At 46.6% G+C, this 23,093-nt stretch carries 26 protein-coding genes; 11 read left to right on the forward strand and 15 right to left on the reverse strand.

Annotation, left to right across the window (positions count from 1 at the left end):
• Positions 1-136 precede the first annotated feature (136 nt).
• The 5 genes from FN808_RS10730 to FN808_RS10750 all read right to left on the reverse strand — a co-directional run bounded on the left by FN808_RS10730 (position 137) and on the right by FN808_RS10750 (position 5,135).
• A complete protein-coding gene (locus FN808_RS10730) occupies positions 137-1,042 on the reverse strand; it encodes a glycosyltransferase family 2 protein (protein WP_142714599.1) in 906 nt (301 codons plus the stop codon).
• Positions 1,043-1,053: 11 nt separating this feature from the next.
• Positions 1,054-2,007: a sulfotransferase family protein gene (locus FN808_RS10735; protein WP_142714600.1), complete on the reverse strand. Its 954-nt coding sequence runs from the start codon at positions 2,005-2,007 to the stop codon at positions 1,054-1,056.
• A 20-nt stretch (positions 2,008-2,027) separates the two neighbouring features.
• Positions 2,028-2,618 carry an acyltransferase gene (locus tag FN808_RS10740; RefSeq protein ID WP_142714601.1) on the reverse strand — a complete coding sequence of 197 codons (591 nt, stop codon included), beginning with the start codon at positions 2,616-2,618 and terminating at the stop codon, positions 2,028-2,030.
• Complete coding sequence (locus tag FN808_RS10745; RefSeq protein WP_142714602.1) at positions 2,611-4,047, reverse strand: oligosaccharide flippase family protein; 1,437 nt, start codon at positions 4,045-4,047, stop codon at positions 2,611-2,613. The genes FN808_RS10740 and FN808_RS10745 overlap by 8 nt, the downstream gene beginning before the upstream one ends.
• Positions 4,048-4,124: 77 nt before the next feature.
• Positions 4,125-5,135 carry a GNVR domain-containing protein gene (locus FN808_RS10750; RefSeq protein ID WP_142714603.1) on the reverse strand — a complete coding sequence of 337 codons (1,011 nt, stop codon included), beginning with the start codon at positions 5,133-5,135 and terminating at the stop codon, positions 4,125-4,127.
• Between the two features lie 345 nt (positions 5,136-5,480).
• Here FN808_RS10750 and FN808_RS10755 point away from each other — a divergent pair, with 345 nt between their 5' ends.
• Entirely contained in the window at positions 5,481-6,305 is an 825-nt protein-coding gene (locus FN808_RS10755) for a sulfotransferase domain-containing protein (RefSeq protein WP_142714604.1), read from the forward strand.
• A gap of 142 nt (positions 6,306-6,447) precedes the next feature.
• Here FN808_RS10755 and FN808_RS10760 read toward each other — a convergent pair whose 3' ends face one another.
• Positions 6,448-6,768: a Dabb family protein gene (locus FN808_RS10760; protein WP_142714605.1), complete on the reverse strand. Its 321-nt coding sequence runs from the start codon at positions 6,766-6,768 to the stop codon at positions 6,448-6,450.
• Positions 6,769-7,171: 403 nt separating this feature from the next.
• Between FN808_RS10760 and FN808_RS10765 the strand changes: the two genes are divergently transcribed.
• On the forward strand, positions 7,172-9,142 hold the full coding sequence (locus tag FN808_RS10765) for an aconitate hydratase (protein ID WP_142714606.1): 1,971 nt from the start codon (positions 7,172-7,174) through the stop codon (positions 9,140-9,142).
• A 354-nt stretch (positions 9,143-9,496) separates the two neighbouring features.
• Here the strand turns inward: FN808_RS10765 and FN808_RS10770 are convergent, their stop codons facing one another.
• From FN808_RS10770 to FN808_RS10790, 5 genes are all read right to left on the reverse strand, one after another.
• Entirely contained in the window at positions 9,497-10,135 is a 639-nt protein-coding gene (locus FN808_RS10770; RefSeq protein WP_142714607.1) for a response regulator, read from the reverse strand.
• 832 nt (positions 10,136-10,967) lie between these two features.
• Positions 10,968-11,132, reverse strand: a complete 165-nt coding sequence (locus FN808_RS10775; RefSeq protein ID WP_142714608.1) for a DUF1328 domain-containing protein — start codon at positions 11,130-11,132, stop codon at positions 10,968-10,970.
• A gap of 25 nt (positions 11,133-11,157) precedes the next feature.
• Positions 11,158-11,358: a hypothetical protein gene (locus tag FN808_RS10780; protein ID WP_142714609.1), complete on the reverse strand. Its 201-nt coding sequence runs from the start codon at positions 11,356-11,358 to the stop codon at positions 11,158-11,160.
• A gap of 62 nt (positions 11,359-11,420) precedes the next feature.
• Positions 11,421-11,999, reverse strand: a complete 579-nt coding sequence (locus FN808_RS10785; protein WP_142714610.1) for a CHRD domain-containing protein — start codon at positions 11,997-11,999, stop codon at positions 11,421-11,423.
• Between the two features lie 183 nt (positions 12,000-12,182).
• On the reverse strand, positions 12,183-12,542 hold the full coding sequence (locus FN808_RS10790) for a PRC-barrel domain-containing protein (RefSeq protein ID WP_142714611.1): 360 nt from the start codon (positions 12,540-12,542) through the stop codon (positions 12,183-12,185).
• Between the two features lie 373 nt (positions 12,543-12,915).
• Here FN808_RS10790 and FN808_RS10795 point away from each other — a divergent pair, with 373 nt between their 5' ends.
• Positions 12,916-13,167: a DUF7218 family protein gene (locus tag FN808_RS10795; protein WP_142714612.1), complete on the forward strand. Its 252-nt coding sequence runs from the start codon at positions 12,916-12,918 to the stop codon at positions 13,165-13,167.
• A gap of 392 nt (positions 13,168-13,559) precedes the next feature.
• Here FN808_RS10795 and FN808_RS10800 read toward each other — a convergent pair whose 3' ends face one another.
• A complete protein-coding gene (locus tag FN808_RS10800; protein WP_142714613.1) occupies positions 13,560-14,213 on the reverse strand; it encodes an EcsC family protein in 654 nt (217 codons plus the stop codon).
• A 320-nt stretch (positions 14,214-14,533) separates the two neighbouring features.
• Here FN808_RS10800 and FN808_RS10805 point away from each other — a divergent pair, with 320 nt between their 5' ends.
• From FN808_RS10805 to FN808_RS10840, 8 genes are all read left to right on the forward strand, one after another.
• Complete coding sequence (locus tag FN808_RS10805) at positions 14,534-15,067, forward strand: DUF421 domain-containing protein (RefSeq protein ID WP_142714614.1); 534 nt, start codon at positions 14,534-14,536, stop codon at positions 15,065-15,067.
• Positions 15,068-15,514: 447 nt separating this feature from the next.
• Positions 15,515-16,627, forward strand: coding sequence for an AI-2E family transporter (locus tag FN808_RS10810; protein ID WP_142714615.1), 1,113 nt, complete (start codon positions 15,515-15,517; stop codon positions 16,625-16,627).
• A gap of 113 nt (positions 16,628-16,740) precedes the next feature.
• The gene (locus FN808_RS10815) at positions 16,741-16,935 is read left to right on the forward strand and encodes a CsbD family protein (RefSeq protein WP_142714616.1); all 195 of its coding nucleotides are present in this window, start codon (positions 16,741-16,743) and stop codon (positions 16,933-16,935) included.
• Positions 16,936-17,035: 100 nt separating this feature from the next.
• Entirely contained in the window at positions 17,036-17,446 is a 411-nt protein-coding gene (locus FN808_RS10820; protein WP_142714617.1) for a YtxH domain-containing protein, read from the forward strand.
• Positions 17,447-17,507: 61 nt separating this feature from the next.
• Positions 17,508-17,693 carry a CsbD family protein gene (locus FN808_RS10825; RefSeq protein ID WP_142714618.1) on the forward strand — a complete coding sequence of 62 codons (186 nt, stop codon included), beginning with the start codon at positions 17,508-17,510 and terminating at the stop codon, positions 17,691-17,693.
• A gap of 108 nt (positions 17,694-17,801) precedes the next feature.
• Positions 17,802-18,182: a MerC domain-containing protein gene (locus FN808_RS19450; RefSeq protein ID WP_142714619.1), complete on the forward strand. Its 381-nt coding sequence runs from the start codon at positions 17,802-17,804 to the stop codon at positions 18,180-18,182.
• A 37-nt stretch (positions 18,183-18,219) separates the two neighbouring features.
• Positions 18,220-19,041, forward strand: a complete 822-nt coding sequence (locus FN808_RS10835) for a ZIP family metal transporter (RefSeq protein WP_142714620.1) — start codon at positions 18,220-18,222, stop codon at positions 19,039-19,041.
• Positions 19,042-19,068: 27 nt separating this feature from the next.
• Positions 19,069-19,407, forward strand: a complete 339-nt coding sequence (locus FN808_RS10840) for a ribbon-helix-helix domain-containing protein (protein WP_142714621.1) — start codon at positions 19,069-19,071, stop codon at positions 19,405-19,407.
• Positions 19,408-19,432: 25 nt separating this feature from the next.
• On the opposite strand, the gene FN808_RS10845 is transcribed toward FN808_RS10840, so the two are convergent.
• From FN808_RS10845 to FN808_RS10855, 3 genes are all read right to left on the reverse strand, one after another.
• Positions 19,433-20,515, reverse strand: a complete 1,083-nt coding sequence (locus tag FN808_RS10845; protein ID WP_185958354.1) for an AI-2E family transporter — start codon at positions 20,513-20,515, stop codon at positions 19,433-19,435.
• 62 nt (positions 20,516-20,577) lie between these two features.
• On the reverse strand, positions 20,578-21,759 hold the full coding sequence (locus FN808_RS10850; RefSeq protein WP_142714623.1) for an FAD-dependent oxidoreductase: 1,182 nt from the start codon (positions 21,757-21,759) through the stop codon (positions 20,578-20,580).
• Positions 21,760-21,821: 62 nt separating this feature from the next.
• On the reverse strand, positions 21,822-22,766 hold the full coding sequence (locus FN808_RS10855; protein ID WP_246068338.1) for a pyridoxal-phosphate dependent enzyme: 945 nt from the start codon (positions 22,764-22,766) through the stop codon (positions 21,822-21,824).
• Between the last annotated feature and the right edge of the window lie 327 nt (positions 22,767-23,093).

The following is a 23,093-nucleotide window of genomic DNA, read 5'->3' on the forward strand; positions in this document are numbered from 1 at the left end:
AATTCCGTTTTAATCATCGAAATAAAAACTTATATAACGTCTTACTGGATAAGCTCCGAGAGGACCCCCTTTGAGAGCTTAACTTCATAAGACCCTAAAATATTATGACAGCACTTACCGTTGGATGAAGTTTGGGTTACGACTTGGAAAGATAGTACTTAGCAAAGCCTTTTGCCCATCCGAGAGAAAGGACTACTTTCTGCAGATAATGAATTCCCCATAAGACTGGCAGGTGTTGCCTCATTTCGTCCTTGCCCCGCCTTTCAATTTTATCTCTCAGCTCGCGGGTCCCCGGTGGAACGAATTGATACAGCATGAGCAGAATAAGTTTCACGGGGTGCATATCATTGTCCAGCCAGACTTTGGGCTGGCCGGTTCCGACCCGGAATACTTTTCTCATGAGGGGAAGAAACGGGCGTGCCGGGTAATGAACTTCAGCATGGGCATCATACACGAGCTTAAATCCCGCCCTGGATGCTTTTTTGGTCCAGTACAAATCCATGCCTGATCGGTGGTTTTCCGGAAAGGGACCTACGGTGTCCAGTACCTCTCGCTTGAAAAAAAGATTCCCGCCCGCGCAGGATTGTCCACGGTCAATCAAGTCTTTCATGTCTACAAATAACAGGGAGTCATACCACTCGCCAAAGGTCTCTTCGTTGGAGTAGGTAAATGAAATCTGGCCGCCCACCAGATCTGCGTCTGTCTTCCGGAGACGACGAATCCCGTTTTGAAGCCAGTGAGGGGTGGGCGTACAATTTACATCCAGCAGCACCAGGATATCACCTCTGGCACGGGAGAGCCCTTCATTTCGGGCGGCGTACGGATTTTGTACGTCGGTTCTGCGGCAAAGAATGATATCAGAATGAGATTGTATTTTCTGCACAGTCCGGTCGGTGGAGCCATTATCGACTACAATGATTTCAAAATGTTCGCGGGGATATTGCTGATTTTGAAGGGCATCGAGAAAGTCGTCAATTTGCTCCTCAGCATTGTAAACAGGAGTAATGACGGAAACAAGGGGATATGTCATAGCCTCGGGCATGAAAGAGCTACTTATGATGAACGGAGGTCGTATGATAATGTTCGGGCCACCGGTGCAATAATTGCATTGACTTTTTTAATCTGAGAGCTGGTCCAGTTTTCTGGTACTGAGAAGGTTCCTTCTTCCTGGGCATTGTGTTTCTTTCCCATGACGCTCTTTATATCTGAAGCGGGCGGATGGTAGGGAACGGACTCCACAAAGTTGAAAAGTTCGGCAATGAGTTCTGGCTTTGCCTGGAAAAAAGCTTCGGAAGAGAAGTTCATTTTCTGTTCACTCGGCAGCTGTTCCATAAAGGTCAGGCAATGGTGATTAATTTTCTGCCAGTTCCAGGCTACCTTTTCCAGATTCGTGAGCTCGCCCCACTGTTCGTGAAGGGGATCTCCGGAGAGGGGAGTGATGCGGGCATAATCGCGCATGTGGCCGCAGTAATAACGACGGCGCATCCCTGAACGTATGAAATCATAAGGGTTGCGGTAGATATGAATAAACTTGCTTGCCGGATATAATTCAAGGAGCAGGTCGGCAATGTAACTCAATCGATTATTTGTTTCCACATAGCTGAATCCATCGCGGATGCTCCTGAATACGAGCTCATCGCGCAGGTAGATGGTGGTTCCAAGGGCCTGCTCTCGGCCTATGCTGCCATTGTAGTAATCGAAGGAAAACTGGAAAAGTTCCGGCGAGGGTTCATGAAAAGCATCGATACCGGGAGCCAGGTTAAGCAGCCTCGTCAGTGTATTCGTGCCGGTTCTGCCCGTGGACAGCACCCATACAGGCTGAAGCTGTTTCCACCGGTCATCCGTAATGCGATTGGTTATCTGCGGGGCTTCGTCAATGGGATCTTCCTCTAAGGCGAAAGCACGGAGCAGCGCCCGGTTCGACTGCTCAAATTTCCGCTTGACGAATCGGTGATGCCGGTCGAGTATGTTGCGGGTGATCCGTAGGAGGTTCTGCTTCAGAGACATAATGATCAGGCAGTAATTTTTTAATCAGAAAGGGGGCGTCCGCTTATTCCACCGTACTTTCCTTCGCGCTCGAGACGATTATAATGTTCTTCGTCACGTTTTTTCAGCAACCGGTATTTCTGGCTGCCGATGATGGACAGCGCGGGAACATGGCCTGCGACCGTACATCCGGCCCCCACAATGACGCCATCCTCAATGACGGTACCGGGTGCCACGACGACGTTCATCCCTATCCAGACATTTTTTCCGATATGCACGGGCTTATAGACGTCATTGTCATCAATAGGCAGTCGTTTCCCTTCATAGTCATGGTTCATGGTGTAGCACACGAAATTTCGGCTGATGTGGGTGTTTTCACCGATAAACAGCCCCCCCTCCGCCCGGATGTGTACATTGTCTCCTATATGCACATTCTTTTCGATAACGGCTTGTTCGAATCCGGAGAATTTTTTGACCCGTCCATTGATACGCAGATCCGGACTGCAGTTCTCGGAGCTTTGAATTAGTTTTTGATTTTCTTTCTGGATGGTATGCTTTTCTCCCTGCTCAACCAGCTTATAAAAAAAAGCGCCGATGCGACGGGCAAAAAAGCGGGCGATATCTTTAACCATACTGAATATATTCTTTTAAAAAGTAAGATAATGTTTTTCCCTTTCTGTAAAAATGAAAGAGTATTGCTGCCAATAAAAGTGGTGCGCCGGCATATTCAAACAAATAAAAGTAATGCTCCAGGTATAGCAGACTTACAAAGGCAAAAGTGATAAAGGTACTAAAGGTGCCGACATACCCCATCGCTGTACTTTTAAATACTTCCAGAGAGAACATTCGGTATGCCATGATAATGCGATAGCTTAATGCGATAAAGAATATGACTCCCACGCTGTATGAAGTCCCAATCACCCCAAACTGTTTGGTAAACAGGTAGATAAAAGGAACAAAAAGGATGACCTCAATTATTCTACCGACAGCAAGAATGTTTTGTTTCTTCTCTGCTAAAAATAGCGGTACGATAATGTTGCCGATACCCCTCATCAGGCCGGTAAAGGTTAAAATTTGAATAATGGGAATGGCTTCTACCCACCGGTCATCGAAAAAGAGATTGATTAGGGGGGATGTAAGCATAAACAGCCCCGTGAAAACGATGCAAAGCAGCAGAATCTGGTCTTCCAGAATTCGGTTGATCTTTGTATGGGCCTGCTCATCACCGGCTACCAGTTTCGTGTAATAGGGAAAGAGCACCCGTCCGAAGAGTTTCCTGATAATTGTGATAATAACATTTATCAAGGTGTAGCCGATCAGGTAAAAGCCCAGGATATCACTGCCCAAAAGCTTGCCCACCATAAGGTCGTCGATCTGGATGGTAACAAAGGATCCCAGGGATATCAGAAAAAAATGCTTGCCGTGATGGAAAATCTCCTTCAGGTAACGCCATTCAGGAAACCGTGGCCAGGCGGGGATGCCGAAGAAGCCGTAACTCATAAACACTTTGAAGCCTTCCACAATGAGCAGGGCCATAACCATGGCCAGCACGCTCTGATATACATATGCCAGGGCAACCACGATGATAAAGAACAGGATCTGTCCCAGAGCATCATAGATGGCGATATTTTTGAATTCTATGTCTCGCTCTGATAAATAGAGGGCAGGGGTGGTAAATGACTGAATCGCTGGAACAATGATGGCCAGTGTAAAGATGAACTTGCCTTCCGGAGAATCCACGAAGGATGCATAATAGGGAACAATGGCCAGGGCCACCCCCGTAATGAAGAGGCCCCGCAGGATCATAAACCCCCAGATGGATCGCAAAAAACTTTTTTTTATAGATTCACGTTGTATCAGCAGTTTCTGAATGCCCACTTCCGTGAGGCTCTCCATCGCTTTAATGAGAACATTGGCAAGTCCCCAGATGCCAAAATCGGCGGGTGAGAGAAAAATAGCCAGTACAGGGGTCTGAATAAACTTGATTAAATAGGTGACGCCCAGCGGTAAGGCTAATAATTTAATGGATGATAAGGATTTCTTCTTTAAGTCTTCCCCCATGTAACAACGGTCCTTGCAGTAATGATGTCCTTCAGAAATAACTGGTTTCTGATGCAGGATGAGCTGTCCGACGACGGTCAGTCTTCCTTGCGCAGGATAAATGAAGCGGTTATCCAGCTGATGCCGATAAATAAACCAAGTATCGTTCCCAGGAATACAATCAGCTTACGGTTCGGCTGAATGAGTGTACTGGGCATCGTAATATCATCTAATAGGCGGAAAGGAGGTAATTGTTCCTGAATATTTAATTCCATCCTCTGGACTTGCTGCCTGAGGGTATGGTAACGTTCCAGGTTCGATTCGTAGCGGCTTTGAAGACCTGTATTGTTGTCGGTTGACTGCTCACTGAGTGCCTGCCGGGAGGTTTCAAGTTCTTGTCCGGCTTTCTGAAGTTGGGTTTCAAGAAAATTTTTATACAGCACTGCTTTTTCCGTTTTATACGAACTAGCCCGGTTATACAAGGTCTCAAGCGTGAGTTTGACCAGCTGTGCAGCCAGCATGGATTCGGGCATGGAGGCAGATATCTGAACAATACCGGTTCTCCGCTGGTAGGTGGCCGTAATGCGACTGGAAAGCTCGCTTATAACGTTGCGCTCGGAGGGGCTCAGCTTGAGAATGGAGACCGCCAGCTGCGGGGTCGTCTTGCTGCTGTCGTCAGCAGCCTGAGCTTTGGTCTGCACGGGCTCGGGCTGCGACTTGTCCCCGCCCAGGATGGAACCGGGAAGCCCGATGGTGTATTGGTACATCCTGTGAAAGATGGAGGGTTGGTAGACCTCCGTAAAATACTGGAACATCGTAAGAGTAGAATCCACGCCGCTGTAATTAAACGGCTGGTGCATCAATTCTTTTTTGAAAGCAACACTGTTTACCATATGGGGATAGAGCTGTAAAAGATAGGAGGGGGGGCGGTTTTCGCGTCCCACCCCGGTCAGGCCGAAGAGAAGCCCGTAGCTTTCCAAAGCCTCATTAACGTTATCCTGAAGCTCATACTCCGGAATAATAGAAGCACTGGAGGAATACTCAGCAGGGCTGAAGAGCGCGAAAAAGAGGCTTATGGCAAAGAAGATTGCTACAGACCAGTAGACCACTGTTCTCCTGGCCCAGTAGTAATGCAGCAGTTTGCTGAAATCAATTCGTTCATAATCTTCATCCGGCTCTTTCGATACGGGAATGAGGCGATAATACTGCTGGTTATCCGGGGCCTCGTCTTCGTTATGGTCGGTTGAGGAACTCAGAATAATCGAATTTTTATATCTTCAGGATTACATTAATATGACAAGTTAACTTCCGTGAAGTCATTTTACAAAAGGATATGGCAAAGATACTGTAGGGCAACATTTTCCGGAACCTGCAGACCGTGCCAGGGTTATACTTCATATAAGTTACCGATCACAAGCCGATTTAGTTTCAATATTATTTAAAATCTTTTTTCAATGCTTCCCGATTTTATCATTATAGGAGCGATGAAAAGTGGTACCTCCAGCCTGTTTCATTACCTGCAGCTGCATCCTGAGGTTGGAATGTCAGCAATCAAAGAAGTTGATTTCTTTATTGCTGAAAATAATTACGGCAAGGGGGTAGACTGGTACCGGTCACAGTTCACGGGGAATTTCAGCAAATATGGGGAGGCTTCCCCCAATTATTCAAAAGCCCACTATTTCGCAGGGGTGCCACAGCGTATGCATGACCTTCTGCCTGATGTAAAATTGATTTACCTGGTACGTGATCCGATCGAACGGATTATCTCCCATTACACACATAACTACAGCGAGGGAAGGGAGCATCGCACGATAGAAGAAGCCCTGGAAACGTTGAGTGATAATCATTATGTGATGTGCAGTAAATATTTTTGGCAGCTGAATCATTTTATGGAATATTATCAAGGAGCGCAGATTCTGGTTATGCCATCCCGTGAGTTGAAGTATGAGCGACATTCAGCTTTGCAGCGGGTATTTGCATTTGTGGGGGTGGATGAGATGTTTTACGACCCCGCCTACGAGGAACAAAAGCACCAAAGCAGTCAAAAAAGGCGAAAGGGACGTCTAAGCCGTCTTGTCCTGGAAAGCCCGCTCATCAAAACCCTCAAGTATTATATTCCGGATGCGATCAAGGATCCCATCAAAAAAGCAACACGTCCGGAGATTACCAAGCCCACGCTACGGCCGGAATTGCGCGACAAGCTTCGCGAATATTTGCAGCCGGATGTCGAAAAGCTGCAGGCCTTTACAGGCTATTCCTTTTCATCCTGGGACATATAATAAAAGGGTGGTTTTATACTGTGGGCAGGAGAGAGTTCAATGAATCAATCTGTATTAATATATTAACCCACTGAATGGCAGTAGGATAGGTACCTTATTAAAGGTAAAGTCGGGCCACTGATTTGCAGCCCGACTTTGTGGTTTAGACATCTACCTTATAATCTACAAAATGTCGTTCGTCGATAACGGATTCAATAAATTTGACTGCTTTCTTGTGGTGCTCGTTGCGGCTGTACATGGTGTAATCAAGCTCAGTTTCAAAATCTGAAATAAGAACAACATCGTAGGGGGCCCCGCTTTCATCATCATCGTCCGATATATTTATGCCTACCTCCACATTTTTAATCTCTTCGATGTTAATCTTTAACCCCTCCAGAATCAGCTTCATTTTTTCAGCATTCTTCTCTTTGGAGGCTCCTTCCGCTTCGTCTTTCAATTTCCACATTACAACATGTCGAATCATAATATTCTCCTATTATGTGTGCTTGATTTATGAAATACTGTTTAGTGTTGAAAAGTAGTTGGCTTGTTATCAGTTAGAAATCGGGTAGGCTACGACCAAGTCGGTCTTCCTGCTCTATCTATTGATAAATGTTGAATTGTTTTTCCCATAACTAAGCCCAGCTACTGATTTGGCCATTCTCCTTACAGCTATGTTGTCTGCAAGTGTCTTAACTCCCAATTAATAAAAAATTAGGTAAAATACCTAAGTGGTTTTCAGGAATTAGATTAGAACACTTTTAAATTAGCAGTTTACGGTTTAATTGCAAGAAAAAAAGCCCTGTGAATGATATTATTGAAACTATCTGGGACGAGTTCTCCTTTACATAATTAGGAAATCGAAGATTTAAAAAAGTCCACTATTTATGAGTACACCACTGAACGTCACACAAAAACTTATTAAAAGCCATCTTGTTGACGGAGAGATGAAACCGGGTGAGGAAATTGGCTTGAAAATCGACCAGACTCTCACCCAGGATGCAACGGGTACCATGGTGATGCTGGAACTGGAAGCCATGGAGCTGGAGGAAGCCCAGACGGAGCTGTCCTGTCAGTATGTAGATCATAACCTGATACAAACCGACTTTAAAAATCCCGACGACCACGTCTTTCTGAAATCAGCCGCCGAACATTTTGGCATGTGGTTTAGCCGACCGGGCAACGGAGTGAGTCATCCCATCGAAACTGAGCGGTTTGCGATTCCGGGCAAAACGCTGGCCGGTTCCGACAGCCATACTCCAGCATCCGGATGTATGGGAATGCTGGCTATTGGAGCTGGTGGACTTGATGTGGCTTTTGCTATTGCCGGCGAGCCCATGTATATGAAGATGCCGAAAGTACTCGGTGTTGAGCTGAAAGGTGAGCTGCCCGACTGGGTAAGTGCCAAGGATGTGGTGCTCGAGATGCTGCGCCGCTATGATGTTGACGGGGCCACGGGATATGTGATTGAGTACTTCGGTGAGGGGCTACACAACCTTTCCACAATGGATCGCCATGTGATCGCAAATATGGGAACCGAGATGGGAGCGACAAGCACGGTCTTTCCGGCTGATGGAGAAGTACGGCGTTTTATGGAATCTCAGCAGCGTGGCCATGATTTTGTTGAACTCAAAGCCGATGAGGGAGCAGAATATGACAAGTATGAAGAACTTGTTTTAAATGATGTTGAACCTCTGATTGCGCTTCCAAGCAGTCCGGGCAATGTAGTTCCTGTACGCGAAGTAGAGGGACAGGACATCTATCAGTCCTATATTGGCTCTTCTGCCAATCCTGGCTATCGTGATTTCTGGATTGCCTCTGAAATTGTAAAAGGAAAGACAGTGAATGACAATGTATCGTACGACATAAACCCCACGTCTCGACAGATTATTGAGAATATGGTCAAGAATGATGTGATGTTTAACCTTGTGCAGTCAGGGGCCCGTATTCATCAGGCTGGTTGCAATGGCTGTATTGGGATGGGACAGGCGCCGGCATCAGGACAGAACAGCCTTCGAACCGTTCCGCGCAACTTCCCGGACCGTTCAGGAACACCCGAGGATTCGGTATTCCTGGTAAGCCCTGAAACTGCTGCAGCTTCAGCCCTGACGGGAAAAATTACCGATCCACGGGATCTCGAGGAGCTGTATAACATGAAGTATCCAAGATTTGAGGAGCCTGAGGCTTTGGTGGTCAATACGGAGATGCTGACTGAGCCCAAACCCAAAAACAAACGGGGTGAGATCAAGAAAGGACCGAATATTTCCACCATGCCTGATTTTGATGAGCTGCAGGATTTTGAAGTACCGGTACTGCTTAAGATGGGAGATGATATTTCTACCGATGAGATTCTGCGTGCCGGGGCCGAGGTGCTTCCGTACCGAAGCAATATTCCTGAGATTAGCAAATTTACCCTTGACGTGGTTGATAAAAACTTCCATGATCGTGCGATGAGGGCCAAGCAGGAACATGGCGGACATGTGGTTGTTGCAGGTGAAAACTATGCACAGGGGTCCAGTCGGGAACATGCGGCTATTGCTCCGCGTTACCTGGGTATGCGGGCCGTCATTGCCAAAAGCTATGCCCGTATCGGCTGGCAGAACCTCATCAACTTCGGTATACCGCCGCTGGAGTTTGAGCATGATGCAGATTATGAAGATATCGATCAGGGTGATGTCCTTGAGGTCAATGACATCCGGAGTGCCATAAAGAACGGGCATGAAGTTGTTATTCATAATAAGACCAAAGGAAAGAAATACACGGTGAAGCATACCTTCAGCGAACGTCAGAAAGAAGCCGTGCTCTACGGAGGCGTGATTAACCGGTTTAAGGCAAATAAGCAAAATGGCAGAGGGTAACGCCACCCGATCCTGAAGATCCGGGACCCCTTTGGTGCAAATACGCATCAGTTGGGGTCCTTTTTTAATGGGAAGGAGGGTATTCTGTTGGCTGCTGATGCAGGAAGGAAGATCCACATCCACAGGAAGGGCTATTTTTTTGCTCCTGCAGGTACGTTTTTTAACTGCTCTGTGGCTAAAGGCAAGTTGGAGCCATGGACAAGCGAGAGCCTGGAGCATAGCCTGATTTATTGTATGCGGAAGCTCTGGGGTGATGGGACAGTCTGCCTCCAGGCAGAAGTAGGTTTTATCTTATTGGAGAATTATCTAATAAATAAAAGCTGGAACTTGTTTAACCGACCTTGAAGGAAAACGTTACCTGTTTACCAGGTTATTCCTGATGGCATAACGGGTCATATCAACGTTAGTATCGAGGTTCATTTTATTTTTTATGCGGGAACGGTAGGTATGAACGGTATGGGTACTCAGGGAGAGTTCACCTGCAATTTCCGCAACGCTTTTTCCTTCCGCGATCTTGCACAGCACCTCAAATTCACGATCGGAGAGTCCTTCGTGGAGGGGTTGATCGCTTTGGTCAATCTGGAGGACCATCTGCTCAGCCACTTCATCACTGATATACCGCCTGTTTTCCTGCACAATACGCTTGATGGCCTTGACCAGCTTGTCAGAAATACTTGACTTGCACAGATACCCCTCAGCTCCAGCCTTGAGCACCCGAATGGCAAACCGCTCTGCGGGATGGATGCTGAGAATAAGAATGGATAGGTGAGGGTAGAGATTCTTGATGTCTTTAATCAGATCTATGCCACTTTTTCCCGGCATTGAAATATCAAGAATAAGCAGATCGGGTGGAGGAGTACTCTCAAGGATATTAAGCAGTTCTTTGCCGTTGGAAGATTCTCCGATTACTTTGATGCCCAGTTCTTTGTGAAGAACTTTTTTTATCCCTTCCCGCATCAACGGATGGTCATCGGCGATGACAACATTGATCATGGTAAATGGTTCAATACTTTAAGTACCCTTTTAGAAGTACCCTTGTAGGTTAATGAAGCATGAAGTCGAGGGTACTCGACTCCTTGTTTTATAATAAAGTATATTAAACTGAAAATGTTCCCATATAACGACTATCTGCCGAAATTAACAGGGACTTATAGGCTGCATCTTAGGGAAGATATTAAAAATGCTGGTATCTGCCGCCAGCAATGTGCAACAGTTTATCAGTTGCCTATCACTATTCGTTTTAGCCAAAACAGGTTTCTATCGTATATGGGAAAAAGTAAAATCTGAAAACGGGCGAGTAGCAGGTACCGCAGGCTGTGAAATCTGGACCAGTCCATATCTGCAGGAATGGCTGCAAGCGTTAATTGCTTCTTGTGATATCCCTGATAATACTGGGAGACTAAAGGACAGCTAATCCCCCAAACGGGGTAGAAATCAATGATATCGTGTTTTCTTGTACATTCGTATTCAACCTTAATACCAGGAAACAGAAAGCAGGCAGATCGGCCATCCGGAAAAGGAACAAAAGTATTGATGGCCGGTGCTGAGAAAACTCATTTTGCATGGTTGTGGCAGATTGGATGACTGTCTTTGTATCATGGAGTAATGACGGGGATATGATAGGTGCGGCCAAAAGACAGGACAAGGGAGGCCGCCGTCGTGCAGGTTAGGCAGAGTACCCGGCAACCCCCTGGCACATGTTCACCGTGCCAGGAGGATTGCCTCGCCCGTGAAGCAAAAGGGTACTCCCTCTCTCTTATAGATCACAAATGTTTGTGTGAAGCGGTTGGTTCAGTGCTCTTCATCCGGGTTAAGTGCATACTTTTCACGGTCTTCGAAAGCCGCCGAAAAAGAGTGAGACAACAAAGAGCACCAAGAATATATAGAAGAGTATTTGTGCTATATCAGCTGCCCCTTCTGCCACGCCGCCAAAACCAAAGACAGCTGCTATAATTGCGATGATTAAAAAAGTAATGGCCCATCTTAACATAAAGATTCTCCTTTTTTACTTAAGTTTAATTTTTGGAAATACGTACGGTCACAAGGCCTGTGATCAAGACCACCAGTGAGATTATCATGGGAACCGGATCCCCTTTGGAAACTGCAATATCCAAACCAAATACACCGAATGATTCGGAATTGTTGATATAGGTAATGCCGGTGTAAACAAGGGCAATAAGTCCTGCTATTGTGATGAAGTATCCGAAGATTTTCATAAATTCCTGAAACGAATTTCTTGCCGGGTGTAATCTATTGATGCAAATATCATAAGGGGCTGCTACATATCCATTCCGGAGGTATCCATCTCGGATGAGGTAAGCTGCCCGCGTATTTCGCCCGCCTTGTTTTCTGCCGAATGCACATTGATATAAAGGCTGTCCGCTTTGAGTGCCGATATATGATCCATACTCAGGGGATAGGTGTTATCCCATGTGCCAGACATTTTATCATCACCGAGAGATGGTTCCAGGGATTGTATGGGATCTCCATTTTCCCCTTCAGCTCCCAAATGTATATGCGATCCGGTATACTCAGAGCCCAGGCCCGAAAATTCACCCTTCAGGTGGATGCTGTCGCCTCGCAGGGTAACTGTTGTGCTGCCCGAGGCTTCTGTATCGACTTCCGGTACTTCATTGGAACCCTCGAGCGAAGCCCGGAATGTTTGTTCCTGCTCCTGGGCCATTCTGTAGTCTTGATTTTGGGTTTGAGGCTTCTCACTCATCTGGCTGCTGGTGTCACCGTTGGTATCCATATCAGAGGCCCTGTCCCTGTCAGCACAACCAGCTAATGCTCCAAGACTTGTGGTAATTACGAAAACTCCAATAATGACGGCTGTAATCGATTGTTGATTATTCATGGCAACACCTTTGCTGGTTATGAATTGTACTTTTTGGTAAGCCTATTTTTAACTTTTCCATGATTCGAGTTCATCATATAACGTTCATAGGGGGCGCGGAAGAAATCTAAGAACCGTAGCTGGTGTGGAGATCTATTATCCGGACAGAAAGCAAAAACCATGTGGCATATAATCTCGGAATGTTTATACCCGTGATGATAGGGTCTTGCGTTCATATCCATAATAATCATAGACTGAATGTACATACTCATCGGTCAGTGGCCAGTTATCTTTATCAAAGCCGGGTGCATTTTTCAGCGCCTCTTTATCAATGTCTATTTTTACAAGCTCTTCCTCTTTTTCGCTGAATACCAGCGCTTCCAGGGGAATGGCAAAATAATCGTCGCCCATGCCCATGAATCCCCCGAACGAGAGGACCACATAGAGTACCTGACCGGTTTCCAGGTCAATCATCAAGTCTTGTATATCTCCAATATTTTCTCCCTGAAGATTTTGTACTTTGGTTCCCGTAAGGGAAGTGGCTGACAGTGTACGAGGTTTCATAATGATATCGATTGATTAATAGCTATTGTGTAATACTTCTGAAAATTCTTCTCCAAAAAAAACTCATGAATGACCGGGAAAAATGGAATAGCGATATATGTGATCTTCGTGTAGTCATTTTTATGACCCCTTCATTAATGATTCTATAGGTTAAGCTGTACCCGGGATATTACTCTTTTTGCCGTGGTCGGGAAGAAGGGAAATGAACGTTGGCCTATGCTAAAATGAGGGTGCTCCCTATCTCCGTCATATCCGCTGAGAACAGGAAGGCGGTTTACTTAAAACTGCCACAAAAGAAAGGCAAACAAAGCTACAGCATAATATCTGAACCGGACATAGTTTATGATAAATACAATTGAATAAAGGAGGCCTCATGCCGGACCAAAACACGAGTCACATTAAGGACCAGGAGAAATACGAAGAACTCAGAGACCAGGGAATGAGCAAAGAAAAAGCAGCGCGTATTGCAAATGCAGGCAGGGAAGCATCAGAAAAGGGTGGAAAACACAAAAAATATGAAAAATGGACGAAGGATGAACTGTATGAAAAAGCGCAAGAAGTGGGTATTGAGGGGCGTTCAAAAATGAACAAGGAAGAGCTGATTCGGGCCCTCAGGGACCACTGATACGAACAGCTGGTAAGATCGTAGAATAGGAATATTTCTTATGCGTTCTTTCTGTCATAGATTTCCGTTATTAGCAATACCTGGTCAGGTTTTTGATCAGCCCGTCGTCTGTATTAGATGTTGATGGATATCATCCAAATGATAACATGACCCCAACATAAACCTGAACCGTTTTTGGACGTTCCCTTTGTTGCAGCTCTCATTATATGCTAAAAAAACTCCCGGGGTATTAGAATGTGGTTTGTACATGGTGCCCGGATGTCCTTGCACGGGAAAGTGGAATAAAATAACGTGCGAACTGGATGGGAACAGGGAATTCCCGGGGGAGGTGAGATATATGAGGATACCTTGCTGCAGCTTTGGCGAAGGGAACAGGAACCACAGGGGCAAATTCAGTTCCCGCTTTCATCCTGCCAGGTCTCAAAATAGGCCTCTTTATAGGCTTCTTTTATGGCTTTACTTGTTTTTCGGGCAAAAGAGTAATTTAGGGAAGCCCCTGCCAGACCGCCGATAACAGGAACAAGTCGTTTTGCTCTTTTTGATGAAATGTTTCTTCCGAATATTCTGGCAACTCTTATAATCAGGTTCAGGGTGAAGTTTTCTGAAGCCTTTGCGGATCCCGCCAGGGTGTTGGCATTTATCAGCTGATGCTTCAGGGTAGCTTGTGTCACTGCATTAATACCGAGAGCCTCAAAATAGATGTTGAGGATCCTATCCCTCTGCAGGGGATTATCAGGATGAAAGCCGTTGAGGATTGCAAAGCGTTCGGAAAGCCGGTATAACTGAATAGCTAGGGAGATAGTGTCAATGCCTGCAAAGGTGACTGCAGTAGTGAACCCGCCTATGCCGGTAGTCAGGCCTCCCACAGCACTCCACCTGGCATGAGACAGGCGGTAATCTTCCATCATTTCCTCGATAATGTCATAGTTCGATGCCTGTTTGCGAAAATCTTCTACGGCATGGACGTCCAGGTCGCGCGCCCGAGCTTTGTTGATAATTTCTTCGGACCTTACATGGAGCAGGGAGTTTTTTATGGTGTCAATCATAATCAATGGGTTATGTGTTAATAAGCGCTGTTAAATAGTGCCCCCGGCATACGGGAGGGAATAGATTTATCCACCTGGTAGTACCTTTTCTATGAACGCAGGCATAAATAGTTTCAAGAACCTCATGATAACTTGTGAAAAGCAGAAATAGCTACACCGCATGTGTCAAAATTGTTACATATGACCAGCTTCTTAAGCTTTATATTGCTTTTCTTTTTCAATGTTGATAAGCTGATGACCAACGCCTGTGTTGTAACCATGGAAGGCGTGGTGCATATTTATCGCATAACCATACCTGTTAATTGAAGACATAGCTTTTTATGGATTATTCCTGGATTACTACTTCCTGGATGGCAGCATGGATGGTTGTTCTTACGACCGCTGGAATTTATGTTGCCCTTATTGTCCTTACACGGATAGCCGGGCTGCGTTCTTTCTCAAAAATGTCCAGTTTCGATTTTGCTATCACCGTTGCTATTGGCTCGGTTATTGGCAGTACTGTTTTGACTAAAGATCCCCCCTTAAATTTGGCCGTGGTAGCCCTTGCTGCTTTGTATCTCATGCAAATTCTTATTGCCAGTCTGCGCGGCCGTTCGTCTGTGGTAAGTCGACTGGTGAATAATGAGCCCTTGCTGCTTATGAAGGGAACGGAAGTTCTGGAAGAGAATTTAAAAAAGGCCAAAGTCACACATGCCGATCTCCATGCAAAGCTACGCGAGGCCAATGTGACTCAGCTTCACCAGATTAAAGCGGTAGTAATGGAAGCTACCGGGGATGTTTCAGTACTGCACAACGATGATCCCGATCATGAACTGGATGAGGAATTATTGAAGGAGGTAAGGATAAGACAATGATCTGTTGGAATTGTCTAATTCTTGGTTTTTGTAAACCGGGAACGCCGTAGTCATCTTCGACAGGTCTATTTTAATGTCCGGATCTATTAAAAGGAGGGTTTTTTAAGCCCGAACCTTTTAGTATATAAGACCTGTAATGACAGAATTTATTTATACTATCTAAAAATGAATGTTGAAGTGGAAAAAAGACAAATACCCGATGAGATCTGCATGCTGTTTTATAAAAAAAGGTGATCAGCTTACAAAAAAGCTGAATCCAAATAGGACCCGATGGTGCCTGTGTGACTGCATACGGGACAGGTGAGGACTGGGAGAAAGAGCGTGCTTGCTCCTGATAGAACAGAGATGCATCAGTCAGCTAAAATGCTGTGGAGCCTGGGATGGCAAACCAACGGGAAGATTTACAGCAAGAAGATTCTATTTGAATTAATTAAAGACAAGTGATTCATGAAGAATAAGAATGATTCCACTTCTACATACTCTTTTCTGAGGAAGGTGCTGATCTTTGTGGTTATCGCCCTTGCCGTCACCCTCCTCGTGATGTTTGTGGGAGAGGCAATTGATACGCTGTTAATTATCTTTGCGGGCATATTGCTTGGCACTATTTTTCGATCAGCCCGCGACTTTATTCATCAAAAACTGCGTTTGGGACATGGCATATCCCTGACTTTGGTTATCCTGATTTTCCTGGCGACCGTATCCGGCCTTACTTATGTGCTGGCCCCCAGCATTGCCAACCAGGTCGATACCTTTTATCAACAGCTGCCTGAAACCTGGGAGATGACGAAGCAGGAAATCTCACGTTTTGGATGGGGACGGGAACTGGCGCAGGAGAATCCCCATATCCGCGATTTTTTTGAAGACGAGACGGATCAGACCGGCGAGGATTACGATATGACCAAGAGTATCCTGGGCTATCTGTCGACCACCGCCACGATTATAGCCGCTCTGGTGCTGGTCTTTGTCATTGCTGTTTATATCGCGGCGGAACCAACACTTTACTCGGAGGGATTTGTCCGCATGTTTCCCAAAAAGAGGAGGGAGCGGGTACTGCAAATCATGAATGAAATAGCCATCACCATCCAGTGGTGGATTGTGGGACAGGTGGTTTCCATGATTATCCTGGGCACCCTTGCAACACTGGGTCTCTGGCTGCTGGGGGTGCCGTATGCGCTGCTGCTTGGGGTCTTTACCGCGCTTATGACGTTTATTCCGAACCTGGGGCCTATTATAGCAGCTGTGCCTATCTTGCTAATTTCTTTGACGGTGGGCCTGGAAACAGCCATCTATACTGGTATTTTTTATGCCATCCTGCAGGGCGTGGAGGGGTACTTTATTACCCCCATGATTCACCGCCGGGCGATCTCTGTTCCCCCGGTACTGATCATCACTATTCAGTTCCTGCTCTATTATTTGATTGGTTTTATGGGCGTGTTGCTTGCCATGCCGCTCATGGGCTGTGTTATGGTGCTTGTAAAAAGACTCTATATACAGGACATACTGGGCGATCCGCTGGAAGAACGGCTTCCACACGATTTGAGGGGAGATAATATCTTTTGAACAAGATAAGCTGAAACTTTTTGGATTTCTGGGCATTAGAATAGATACAGCGTGCAGTGGTATGCGCCTGTGGATATAAAGTCGCTGGTATCAAGTTAAAATCATCCATCATTATGAGCGAGTTAATAACAAAAGAGAACTGGCAAGAACTTAAGGCCAAACTTATAGAAGATTATGCGATATTAACCGAACAGGGGCTGCAGTATGAAGAGGGAAAAGAGGAAAAACTCCTTGGTATGTTGCAGCAGAAACTGGGAAAAACCAAAGCGGAAATAATGAGTATTCTACGTGAATATACCCAGCGGTAATTCGCGTGAATAAAAGCAATTGTTGAAATGATTTTACCCCGGCACGACGTTACAATAGTAGTTGCTAGTCATCAATATCTCTAATCAAACTGGTATTATTATGGGAACAAGAAATAAAGAAAAAGTGATTTTGGCTACTCTCACCGGCGTAGCCAGCGGTGTAATCCTCGGACTGCTTTTTGCTCCTGAGAAGGGGGAGAAAACGCGGGAAAAAATAAGTCAGAAACAGGCCGAATACCTCAAGGATCTGAAAGATGAGATCGAAGAGTTGCGCAGCAAGATTAATCAGAAGATCGAGGCGGGAAAAAAAGAGGTCGATGAACTCGGCAAGGAGGTTAAATTTAAAAGTGATGATGTGATCAGCAAAGCCAAAAAAATGGCCTCCTATGACGAATGGACCAAAGAGGAACTCTATCAAAGAGCCAAGGAAACGGGTATTGAAGGGTATTCCACGATGAACAAGGATGAACTGATAGAAGCCCTGAGACAGCACAAGCCGATCTCCTTCTAATATTGGGGAGCATTTTTTTACACGGGAAGATATCATCAGCAGCATTAATAAATGAAATATTATGGATAAATTAAGACTGGAAGGGAACTGGAACAAAATCAAGGGTAAACTAAAAGAGGAATATGGAGAGTTGACCGATGACGACCTTGTCTATGAGGAAGGCAAAGAGGATCAACTCATCGGCAAACTCCAGGAGAAACTTGGGAAGACCAGAGACGAAGTAAAAGCGATCTTGCGTGATATGTAGGCTGCTCAAACCAATGGATGAAGTATTAAACAGATTCCCTTGAGAATGATTTGCTGTTTAAATTTTTGGTGTGTATAATTATACACACTTAAATTTAAACAGGTTCACTTGGCTACAAAAAAAATCTGGGACGCTATAGGATTAGGCTTTTCCGGGCTGTGTATAATTCATTGCATGCTAATCCCCGTTGTTTTCACAATGGTATCACTGCATTCCACAGCGGGAGTAATACATGACGGGATGCATCCTGTTCTTCTTCTTATTATTATTCCATCCGTCTATTTGGCAATAAGGCAAAGAAAGAATGGTAATTTCATATATACCATACTCATAGCAGGTTTATCCATACTTATTCTGTCATGGGTACTCCATGATCTTCTGGGAACAGCCGGAGAGGCCGTTGTTGCCTCGGTTGGAAGTTTATTGCTAATTCTGGGGCATTGGCTGAATTTCAGAACGCATACCAGGCAGTGCCGTATCCTGCGCTGAAGCGGTAACTCCAAGTGACCGATACTTTTATAACGAAATGCCTGACCGAGTCGTTGTCTACAGTACTCTTTTCATATTGTGTGTGTTTACCTTCATTGCCATGCTGATGTCGAACTGGAAGGTGATTGGCATCTCCTGGATCGCTTTTGCTTCTATGGCAGCAGCCATACCCATGGGGGTCAAGGCTGCCGCACAGCACAGACTGAATCATCTTATTGCCGGCTATGGACTGGCCAGCGGAGCCATGATAACCAGTGCCGCCATTTTCCTGGTGCCGACAGCCATGAATCACCATCCGGTGTATGGGGGGCTGGGAATAGCGCTGGGCATTATGGCCGGATTTGCAATTCATACCCTCAATCATGGCTTGACGCATACCTCCTCATCCATAGATCCCGTTGTTTTGGAATTGACCTCGCATGCACTTTCGGCCGGTCTTATCATCGGCATTGTGTATGCTGCCATGCCGGAGTTAGGACTGCTTCTGGGTATAGCTATTGTTTCGCACAAGGGGCCCGCTGGCTATGCGGCTTCACGGCGACTGGCCAAGCAGGGAAAATCAGCGGTTTTAATACTGCTGCCGGCATCTGCTATTGGGCTTACTGCGCTTCCGGTAAGTCTGTTGAATATTCCCGGGAATGATGTTGTAAATGCCCTTATTTTCGGTTTCGCTACGGGGGTGTTTTTTCATGTCGCCATTGATTTTCTTCCTGAGTGTGAAGTGGGGGGGAAGATCCACCGGGAAACCAATTTAGAACATGATGAACACCACAAATTGGATCAATATCGGCAATGGGCGGTTTTATACACATTCCTTGGGGGACTTGCTGTTTTCCTGGCCTGGTACATGGCCTACTAAATATTCATTGAACAACTTCATAATGATATGAAACGGTTAAACTTTACGCTGGACAGCGAAACGGTACAGCTGCTGGCCGAGCTGTCTGAGAAATATTACGATGGCAATAAATCACAGACCGTCCGCGCGGCCCTGGAGAGTCTGGCTGTCCATGCCGGGCATGAAGGGTGGGTGATTGCAGGATACACGCCCAAGGAGTTGGATGATGAAGCAAGTTGTCACAGCTGCGGAGAATCGCACGAAAAAGGCGAGGTGCTCTACCGCCCCGTCTTTGAAAAGGGCAACAGCCCGAATGCTTTTTCATCCATGCCAGCAGAAAACTGGCTGGACTGTCCGGAATGTGCGGAGAAACAGATTCACCAGTAACCGTTATCGATTATCACCTGCATTATTAACTATTGTCCGATCCTATTTTGATGAATGATTGAAGGGTTAGGGAGTGCTCCTCGGTACCGCGTGTGCCCAGCAGGAAGCCGATCGGTTTCAGGCTTTCGATATTCTCGCATACAATCTTAAGCATGGCCAGGTAGGGAATAACCATAAACATGCCGGGCAGCCCCCAGATCATGCCTCCCGCTATGAGTGATAGAATAGTGACCAGGGGATTAATCTGTACATAGGAGCCGGTAATATTCGGGGTCAGGATGTTGTTTTCTATGAATTGCACTACAAAAAACTGGCCGATGACGCCCAGGGCCAGGGTGGGCGACTGGGTTGCCAATACAAAAAGTAGGGCAATTCCATAGCCAATGACTGTGCCGAGGTACGGTATAAGATTAAAAATAGCAGCTATAAGTCCCAAAAGGAGCGCGTAGTTTACCCCGATAAGGTAGAAGCCCAGGCTGTTAAGGCCTATAAGGATGAAACAAACCATAAATAGGCCCTTTAGATATTTTGGGACCACCTCTGCTGCCTGATCAATGATAGCCCGCGTGACCTGGTGCTGACTGTCTGGTACAAGCTGAAAGACAAAATCTTGGAATTTATTGCGGTAAAACAGGAGCAGGAAGGTATAAACAGGCAGCAGCCCGACCGTTAAGATGGTGTTGGCCGTGCCGGTAAAGAACTCCGCAATGTACTGCCCCGAACCCCGAATGCTTTCAACAACGGAATCCAGCTGTTCGGCGGTAACCCCGAATGTTCGTCCCAGTGCCCATCGAAAGCGGGTGATATTGGTATCAAGCTGTTCTTTAATCTCAGGCAGATCCTCTGTAAAGGTTACAATGAGAAGAGCGATACCGTAAATAACACCGACTAAAAGGGTAAAAGAACCAACAATGAGAATAAGGTTGGTGGCAATCCTGGGGAATTGGCCCTGTTCCATTTTATGAGCTGCGGGATACAGCAGGTAGGCAAATAAAATGGACAGGAAAAGAGGGACCAGCAGCTGCCTGGTCATGATGAGCGCCGTAACCACCGTGAAGAGAAGTAACAGCCTGATAAGATACCGCAGCGCCAAGGGATATTTTTCCATGATGAGTTGATTAGCTGGAATTACTACTGCTGACGTGAACAGGCCGATCGATGTTGTCCCGGTTACTGCCCGTTGATCCTGGTTTTTAAAATTTCGCTTATTGTTGACTGTGACCATGAAGTAACATCGCGGGCTACTTTTATCGCACACCCCCAGGAAAGGGTGACGCCAGCGCCCCCGTGACCATAGTTGTGATAGATCATTTTATCCCCAATTGTTTCATGATCAAGACGTAATCCTCCCTTTTTCTTTCGTATATAGCGGTAACCGATAAATGGTATAAGCTCCTTGACCTTCCCAAACGGGAGGGAAAAACTGTTCTCAATAATTTCCCTGTTCAGATTAACAACGGGAGCCGGTACCTTGTAGTTCCCAATCTGGTATTCCGGTGAAGCCATCAGCTTGCCGCGCCATTGACCGCCGGTGGTAAGAACCCCCTGCTGTCGGCTGCCGCCAAGGATCCAACCGTCCCGCCGCGGATAACAGTACACATCACAGGCAGAACCATCTGCCTGGGCATATACTCCGGGGGTGGGTGTATAGTTATAGGACTGCACAGGCCCGCCTTTGGATGTCCTGAGCAGGGGAGCGCCTTCCCGGTATAGCAGGTGGCCCCGAAGCAGCAGGTGAGGTGCAGGATCGTCGAATAGCAGTCGGCTGCCCAGTCCGCTGCAATTCACAATATGCGCAGCCGGCAGTCGACTAATATCTTCGGGATGCAGTTTCCGGGAATGTATGGTACCGCCCTGTTTGAGGTAACGTTCTTTAAGCGCCGGGAAGTAGACCGGCCAGTCGGCAAAGAGGCAGTCAAACGACCACCCGGCGGTGACCTGTATACCGGGACGCCCGGGTGCGATAGCGGTCTGTGACCCGCTGTCGAGCAGACAGACGTTATCCATCCATGCAAGGTACTTGGGCGGCTTTTTAGGAATTTCAAACAGTTCGTGGTGTCTGCGGCGTTCTATGCCCGGGAAAGAAGCATTGAGCAGGGTGTAGAAGAGGCTCTGAGAGGTGTTGAATAGAGATCTGAGGCGGTCGCTGTGAATGGAATGGGGGATAACTGAGGCCGAGGGAAAAAGGCTTGCAAAATCCGGGTGTGCATTTTTGCGGTCGATTTTTTCGACCATCTTATCTGTATAAATGATCGTATCATACCCCAGGAGCTGCAGCACATACGCTGTTGTCAGGCCAGATACCCCGCTGCCAATAATAATAACAGGCTTGGAATGCGTGGTTGAATCCATGATAACCGATGAATAGGTGAAGATGCGTTAAAGGTCACAGCCTTGAGGTTTTAAAGCTTATTTCATCCATGGCAGATGGTCAAGGTCCATATTGCCCCGCTGATGATAATGCCGATTTCTTTTCCTTGTGTATCCAGGTGATTGAACGCAGCTGCTACGGGTACGGCCGCTGATGGTTCAATGATGAGCTTCATCCGCTCCCATACAAAGCGCATAGCGTTAATAATTTCCTCTTCGCCTACGGTAACAATCTGGTCGGCATGCCGGCGGATGCACCGAAAGGTCAGCTCACTCAGTGAGGTACGGAGTCCGTCTGCGATGGTATCGGTTCGTTGCACGGGATGAAGTTTGCCCGTAGTAAAAGACAGGTAAGCGTCGTTGGCGCGTTCAGGCTCAACCCCCAGTATGCGGGTATCAGGCGAGAGCCCTGAAGCGGCGATAGCGGTTCCGCTTAGAAGCCCGCCTCCGCCTACCGGAGCAAGGATCATATCCAGGTTGGGATAATCCTCCAGCAGTTCAAGTGCGGCACTGCCTTGCCCCATGATGATATCAGGATTGTCATAGGGATGAATAAAGGTGGCTCCGGTTTTATGCACAACCGACTGCAGGGTCTGTTCCCGTGCTTGTTGTGTAGATTCACAAAAAGTGATATTAGCTCCATAATCTCGAACAGCACGAACTTTAACACCGGGGGCATTCTCGGGCATTACGATGTGTGCTGGAATACCGCGCAGTTTAGCTGCGAGGGAGACCGCCTGGGCATGGTTGCCCGAAGAGTGGGTAGCTACCCCGTTGGAGGCCTCAGTCCCTGACAGTTCGCCAACAGCATGCGTAGCACCCCGGAATTTAAAGGCTCCGACCTTTTGGAAATTTTCACACTTGAACCGGAGCATTCCGCCGCCGGCCCGATCATTCACTTTCCGGCTGCTTAGCACAGGGGTGCGGTGTACCTTGTTTCTGATCCTGAGGTAAGCCTGCTGTATGTTGGTAAATGTGGGAATCGGCACGAAAAGAGGGAATATATTAAGCTTTAGCTGAAATAGGTCATGGCCCCCTACTGCTGCAGGGGACACCAGTAACGAAAATAGGAAAAAATCCAGTGGAATGGCAGCGGTCAGGGTGAAAACAGATGAGGTAGAAGGGACCATCCGTATGGCCGGGGGGGATTACTGTGGACACTGGCTGCCGTTATTTTGAGAAATACGTAGCCATCAGCAGCGGTGCCCGGAAAGATGTTCATAAATTCACTGGTCTTATGGCAGTGACCTCTGCTGTTGATATGACTCTGCCGCAGGCATGGCAACGGGGATGGAAACTTTCTGCCTCGATATATT

Source organism: Fodinibius sediminis (assembly GCF_900182555.1).
Classification (GTDB): domain Bacteria; phylum Bacteroidota; class Rhodothermia; order Balneolales; family Balneolaceae; genus Fodinibius; species Fodinibius sediminis.

What these genes read in the sequence shown, in the direction of transcription:
- FN808_RS10850 (WP_142714623.1), bottom strand. Translation starts at nt 21,759, where the DNA reads ATGGATTCAACCACGCATTCCAAGCCTGTTATTATTATTGGCAGCGGG.
- FN808_RS10775 (WP_142714608.1), bottom strand. Translation starts at nt 11,132, where the DNA reads ATGTTAAGATGGGCCATTACTTTTTTAATCATCGCAATTATAGCAGCT.
- FN808_RS10765 (WP_142714606.1), top strand. Translation starts at nt 7,172, where the DNA reads ATGAGTACACCACTGAACGTCACACAAAAACTTATTAAAAGCCATCTT.
- FN808_RS10835 (WP_142714620.1), top strand. Translation starts at nt 18,220, where the DNA reads ATGCCTGACCGAGTCGTTGTCTACAGTACTCTTTTCATATTGTGTGTG.
- FN808_RS10790 (WP_142714611.1), bottom strand. Translation starts at nt 12,542, where the DNA reads ATGAAACCTCGTACACTGTCAGCCACTTCCCTTACGGGAACCAAAGTA.
- FN808_RS10845 (WP_185958354.1), bottom strand. Translation starts at nt 20,515, where the DNA reads ATGGAAAAATATCCCTTGGCGCTGCGGTATCTTATCAGGCTGTTACTT.
- FN808_RS10825 (WP_142714618.1), top strand. Translation starts at nt 17,508, where the DNA reads ATGGATAAATTAAGACTGGAAGGGAACTGGAACAAAATCAAGGGTAAA.
- FN808_RS10810 (WP_142714615.1), top strand. Translation starts at nt 15,515, where the DNA reads ATGAAGAATAAGAATGATTCCACTTCTACATACTCTTTTCTGAGGAAG.
- FN808_RS10770 (WP_142714607.1), bottom strand. Translation starts at nt 10,135, where the DNA reads ATGATCAATGTTGTCATCGCCGATGACCATCCGTTGATGCGGGAAGGG.
- FN808_RS10840 (WP_142714621.1), top strand. Translation starts at nt 19,069, where the DNA reads ATGAAACGGTTAAACTTTACGCTGGACAGCGAAACGGTACAGCTGCTG.
- FN808_RS10740 (WP_142714601.1), bottom strand. Translation starts at nt 2,618, where the DNA reads ATGGTTAAAGATATCGCCCGCTTTTTTGCCCGTCGCATCGGCGCTTTT.
- FN808_RS10745 (WP_142714602.1), bottom strand. Translation starts at nt 4,047, where the DNA reads ATGGGGGAAGACTTAAAGAAGAAATCCTTATCATCCATTAAATTATTA.
- FN808_RS10795 (WP_142714612.1), top strand. Translation starts at nt 12,916, where the DNA reads ATGCCGGACCAAAACACGAGTCACATTAAGGACCAGGAGAAATACGAA.
- FN808_RS10735 (WP_142714600.1), bottom strand. Translation starts at nt 2,007, where the DNA reads ATGTCTCTGAAGCAGAACCTCCTACGGATCACCCGCAACATACTCGAC.
- FN808_RS10800 (WP_142714613.1), bottom strand. Translation starts at nt 14,213, where the DNA reads ATGATTGACACCATAAAAAACTCCCTGCTCCATGTAAGGTCCGAAGAA.
- FN808_RS10780 (WP_142714609.1), bottom strand. Translation starts at nt 11,358, where the DNA reads ATGAAAATCTTCGGATACTTCATCACAATAGCAGGACTTATTGCCCTT.
- FN808_RS10730 (WP_142714599.1), bottom strand. Translation starts at nt 1,042, where the DNA reads ATGCCCGAGGCTATGACATATCCCCTTGTTTCCGTCATTACTCCTGTT.
- FN808_RS10805 (WP_142714614.1), top strand. Translation starts at nt 14,534, where the DNA reads ATGGATTATTCCTGGATTACTACTTCCTGGATGGCAGCATGGATGGTT.
- FN808_RS10785 (WP_142714610.1), bottom strand. Translation starts at nt 11,999, where the DNA reads ATGAATAATCAACAATCGATTACAGCCGTCATTATTGGAGTTTTCGTA.
- FN808_RS10820 (WP_142714617.1), top strand. Translation starts at nt 17,036, where the DNA reads ATGGGAACAAGAAATAAAGAAAAAGTGATTTTGGCTACTCTCACCGGC.
- FN808_RS10755 (WP_142714604.1), top strand. Translation starts at nt 5,481, where the DNA reads ATGCTTCCCGATTTTATCATTATAGGAGCGATGAAAAGTGGTACCTCC.
- FN808_RS10760 (WP_142714605.1), bottom strand. Translation starts at nt 6,768, where the DNA reads ATGATTCGACATGTTGTAATGTGGAAATTGAAAGACGAAGCGGAAGGA.
- FN808_RS10815 (WP_142714616.1), top strand. Translation starts at nt 16,741, where the DNA reads ATGAGCGAGTTAATAACAAAAGAGAACTGGCAAGAACTTAAGGCCAAA.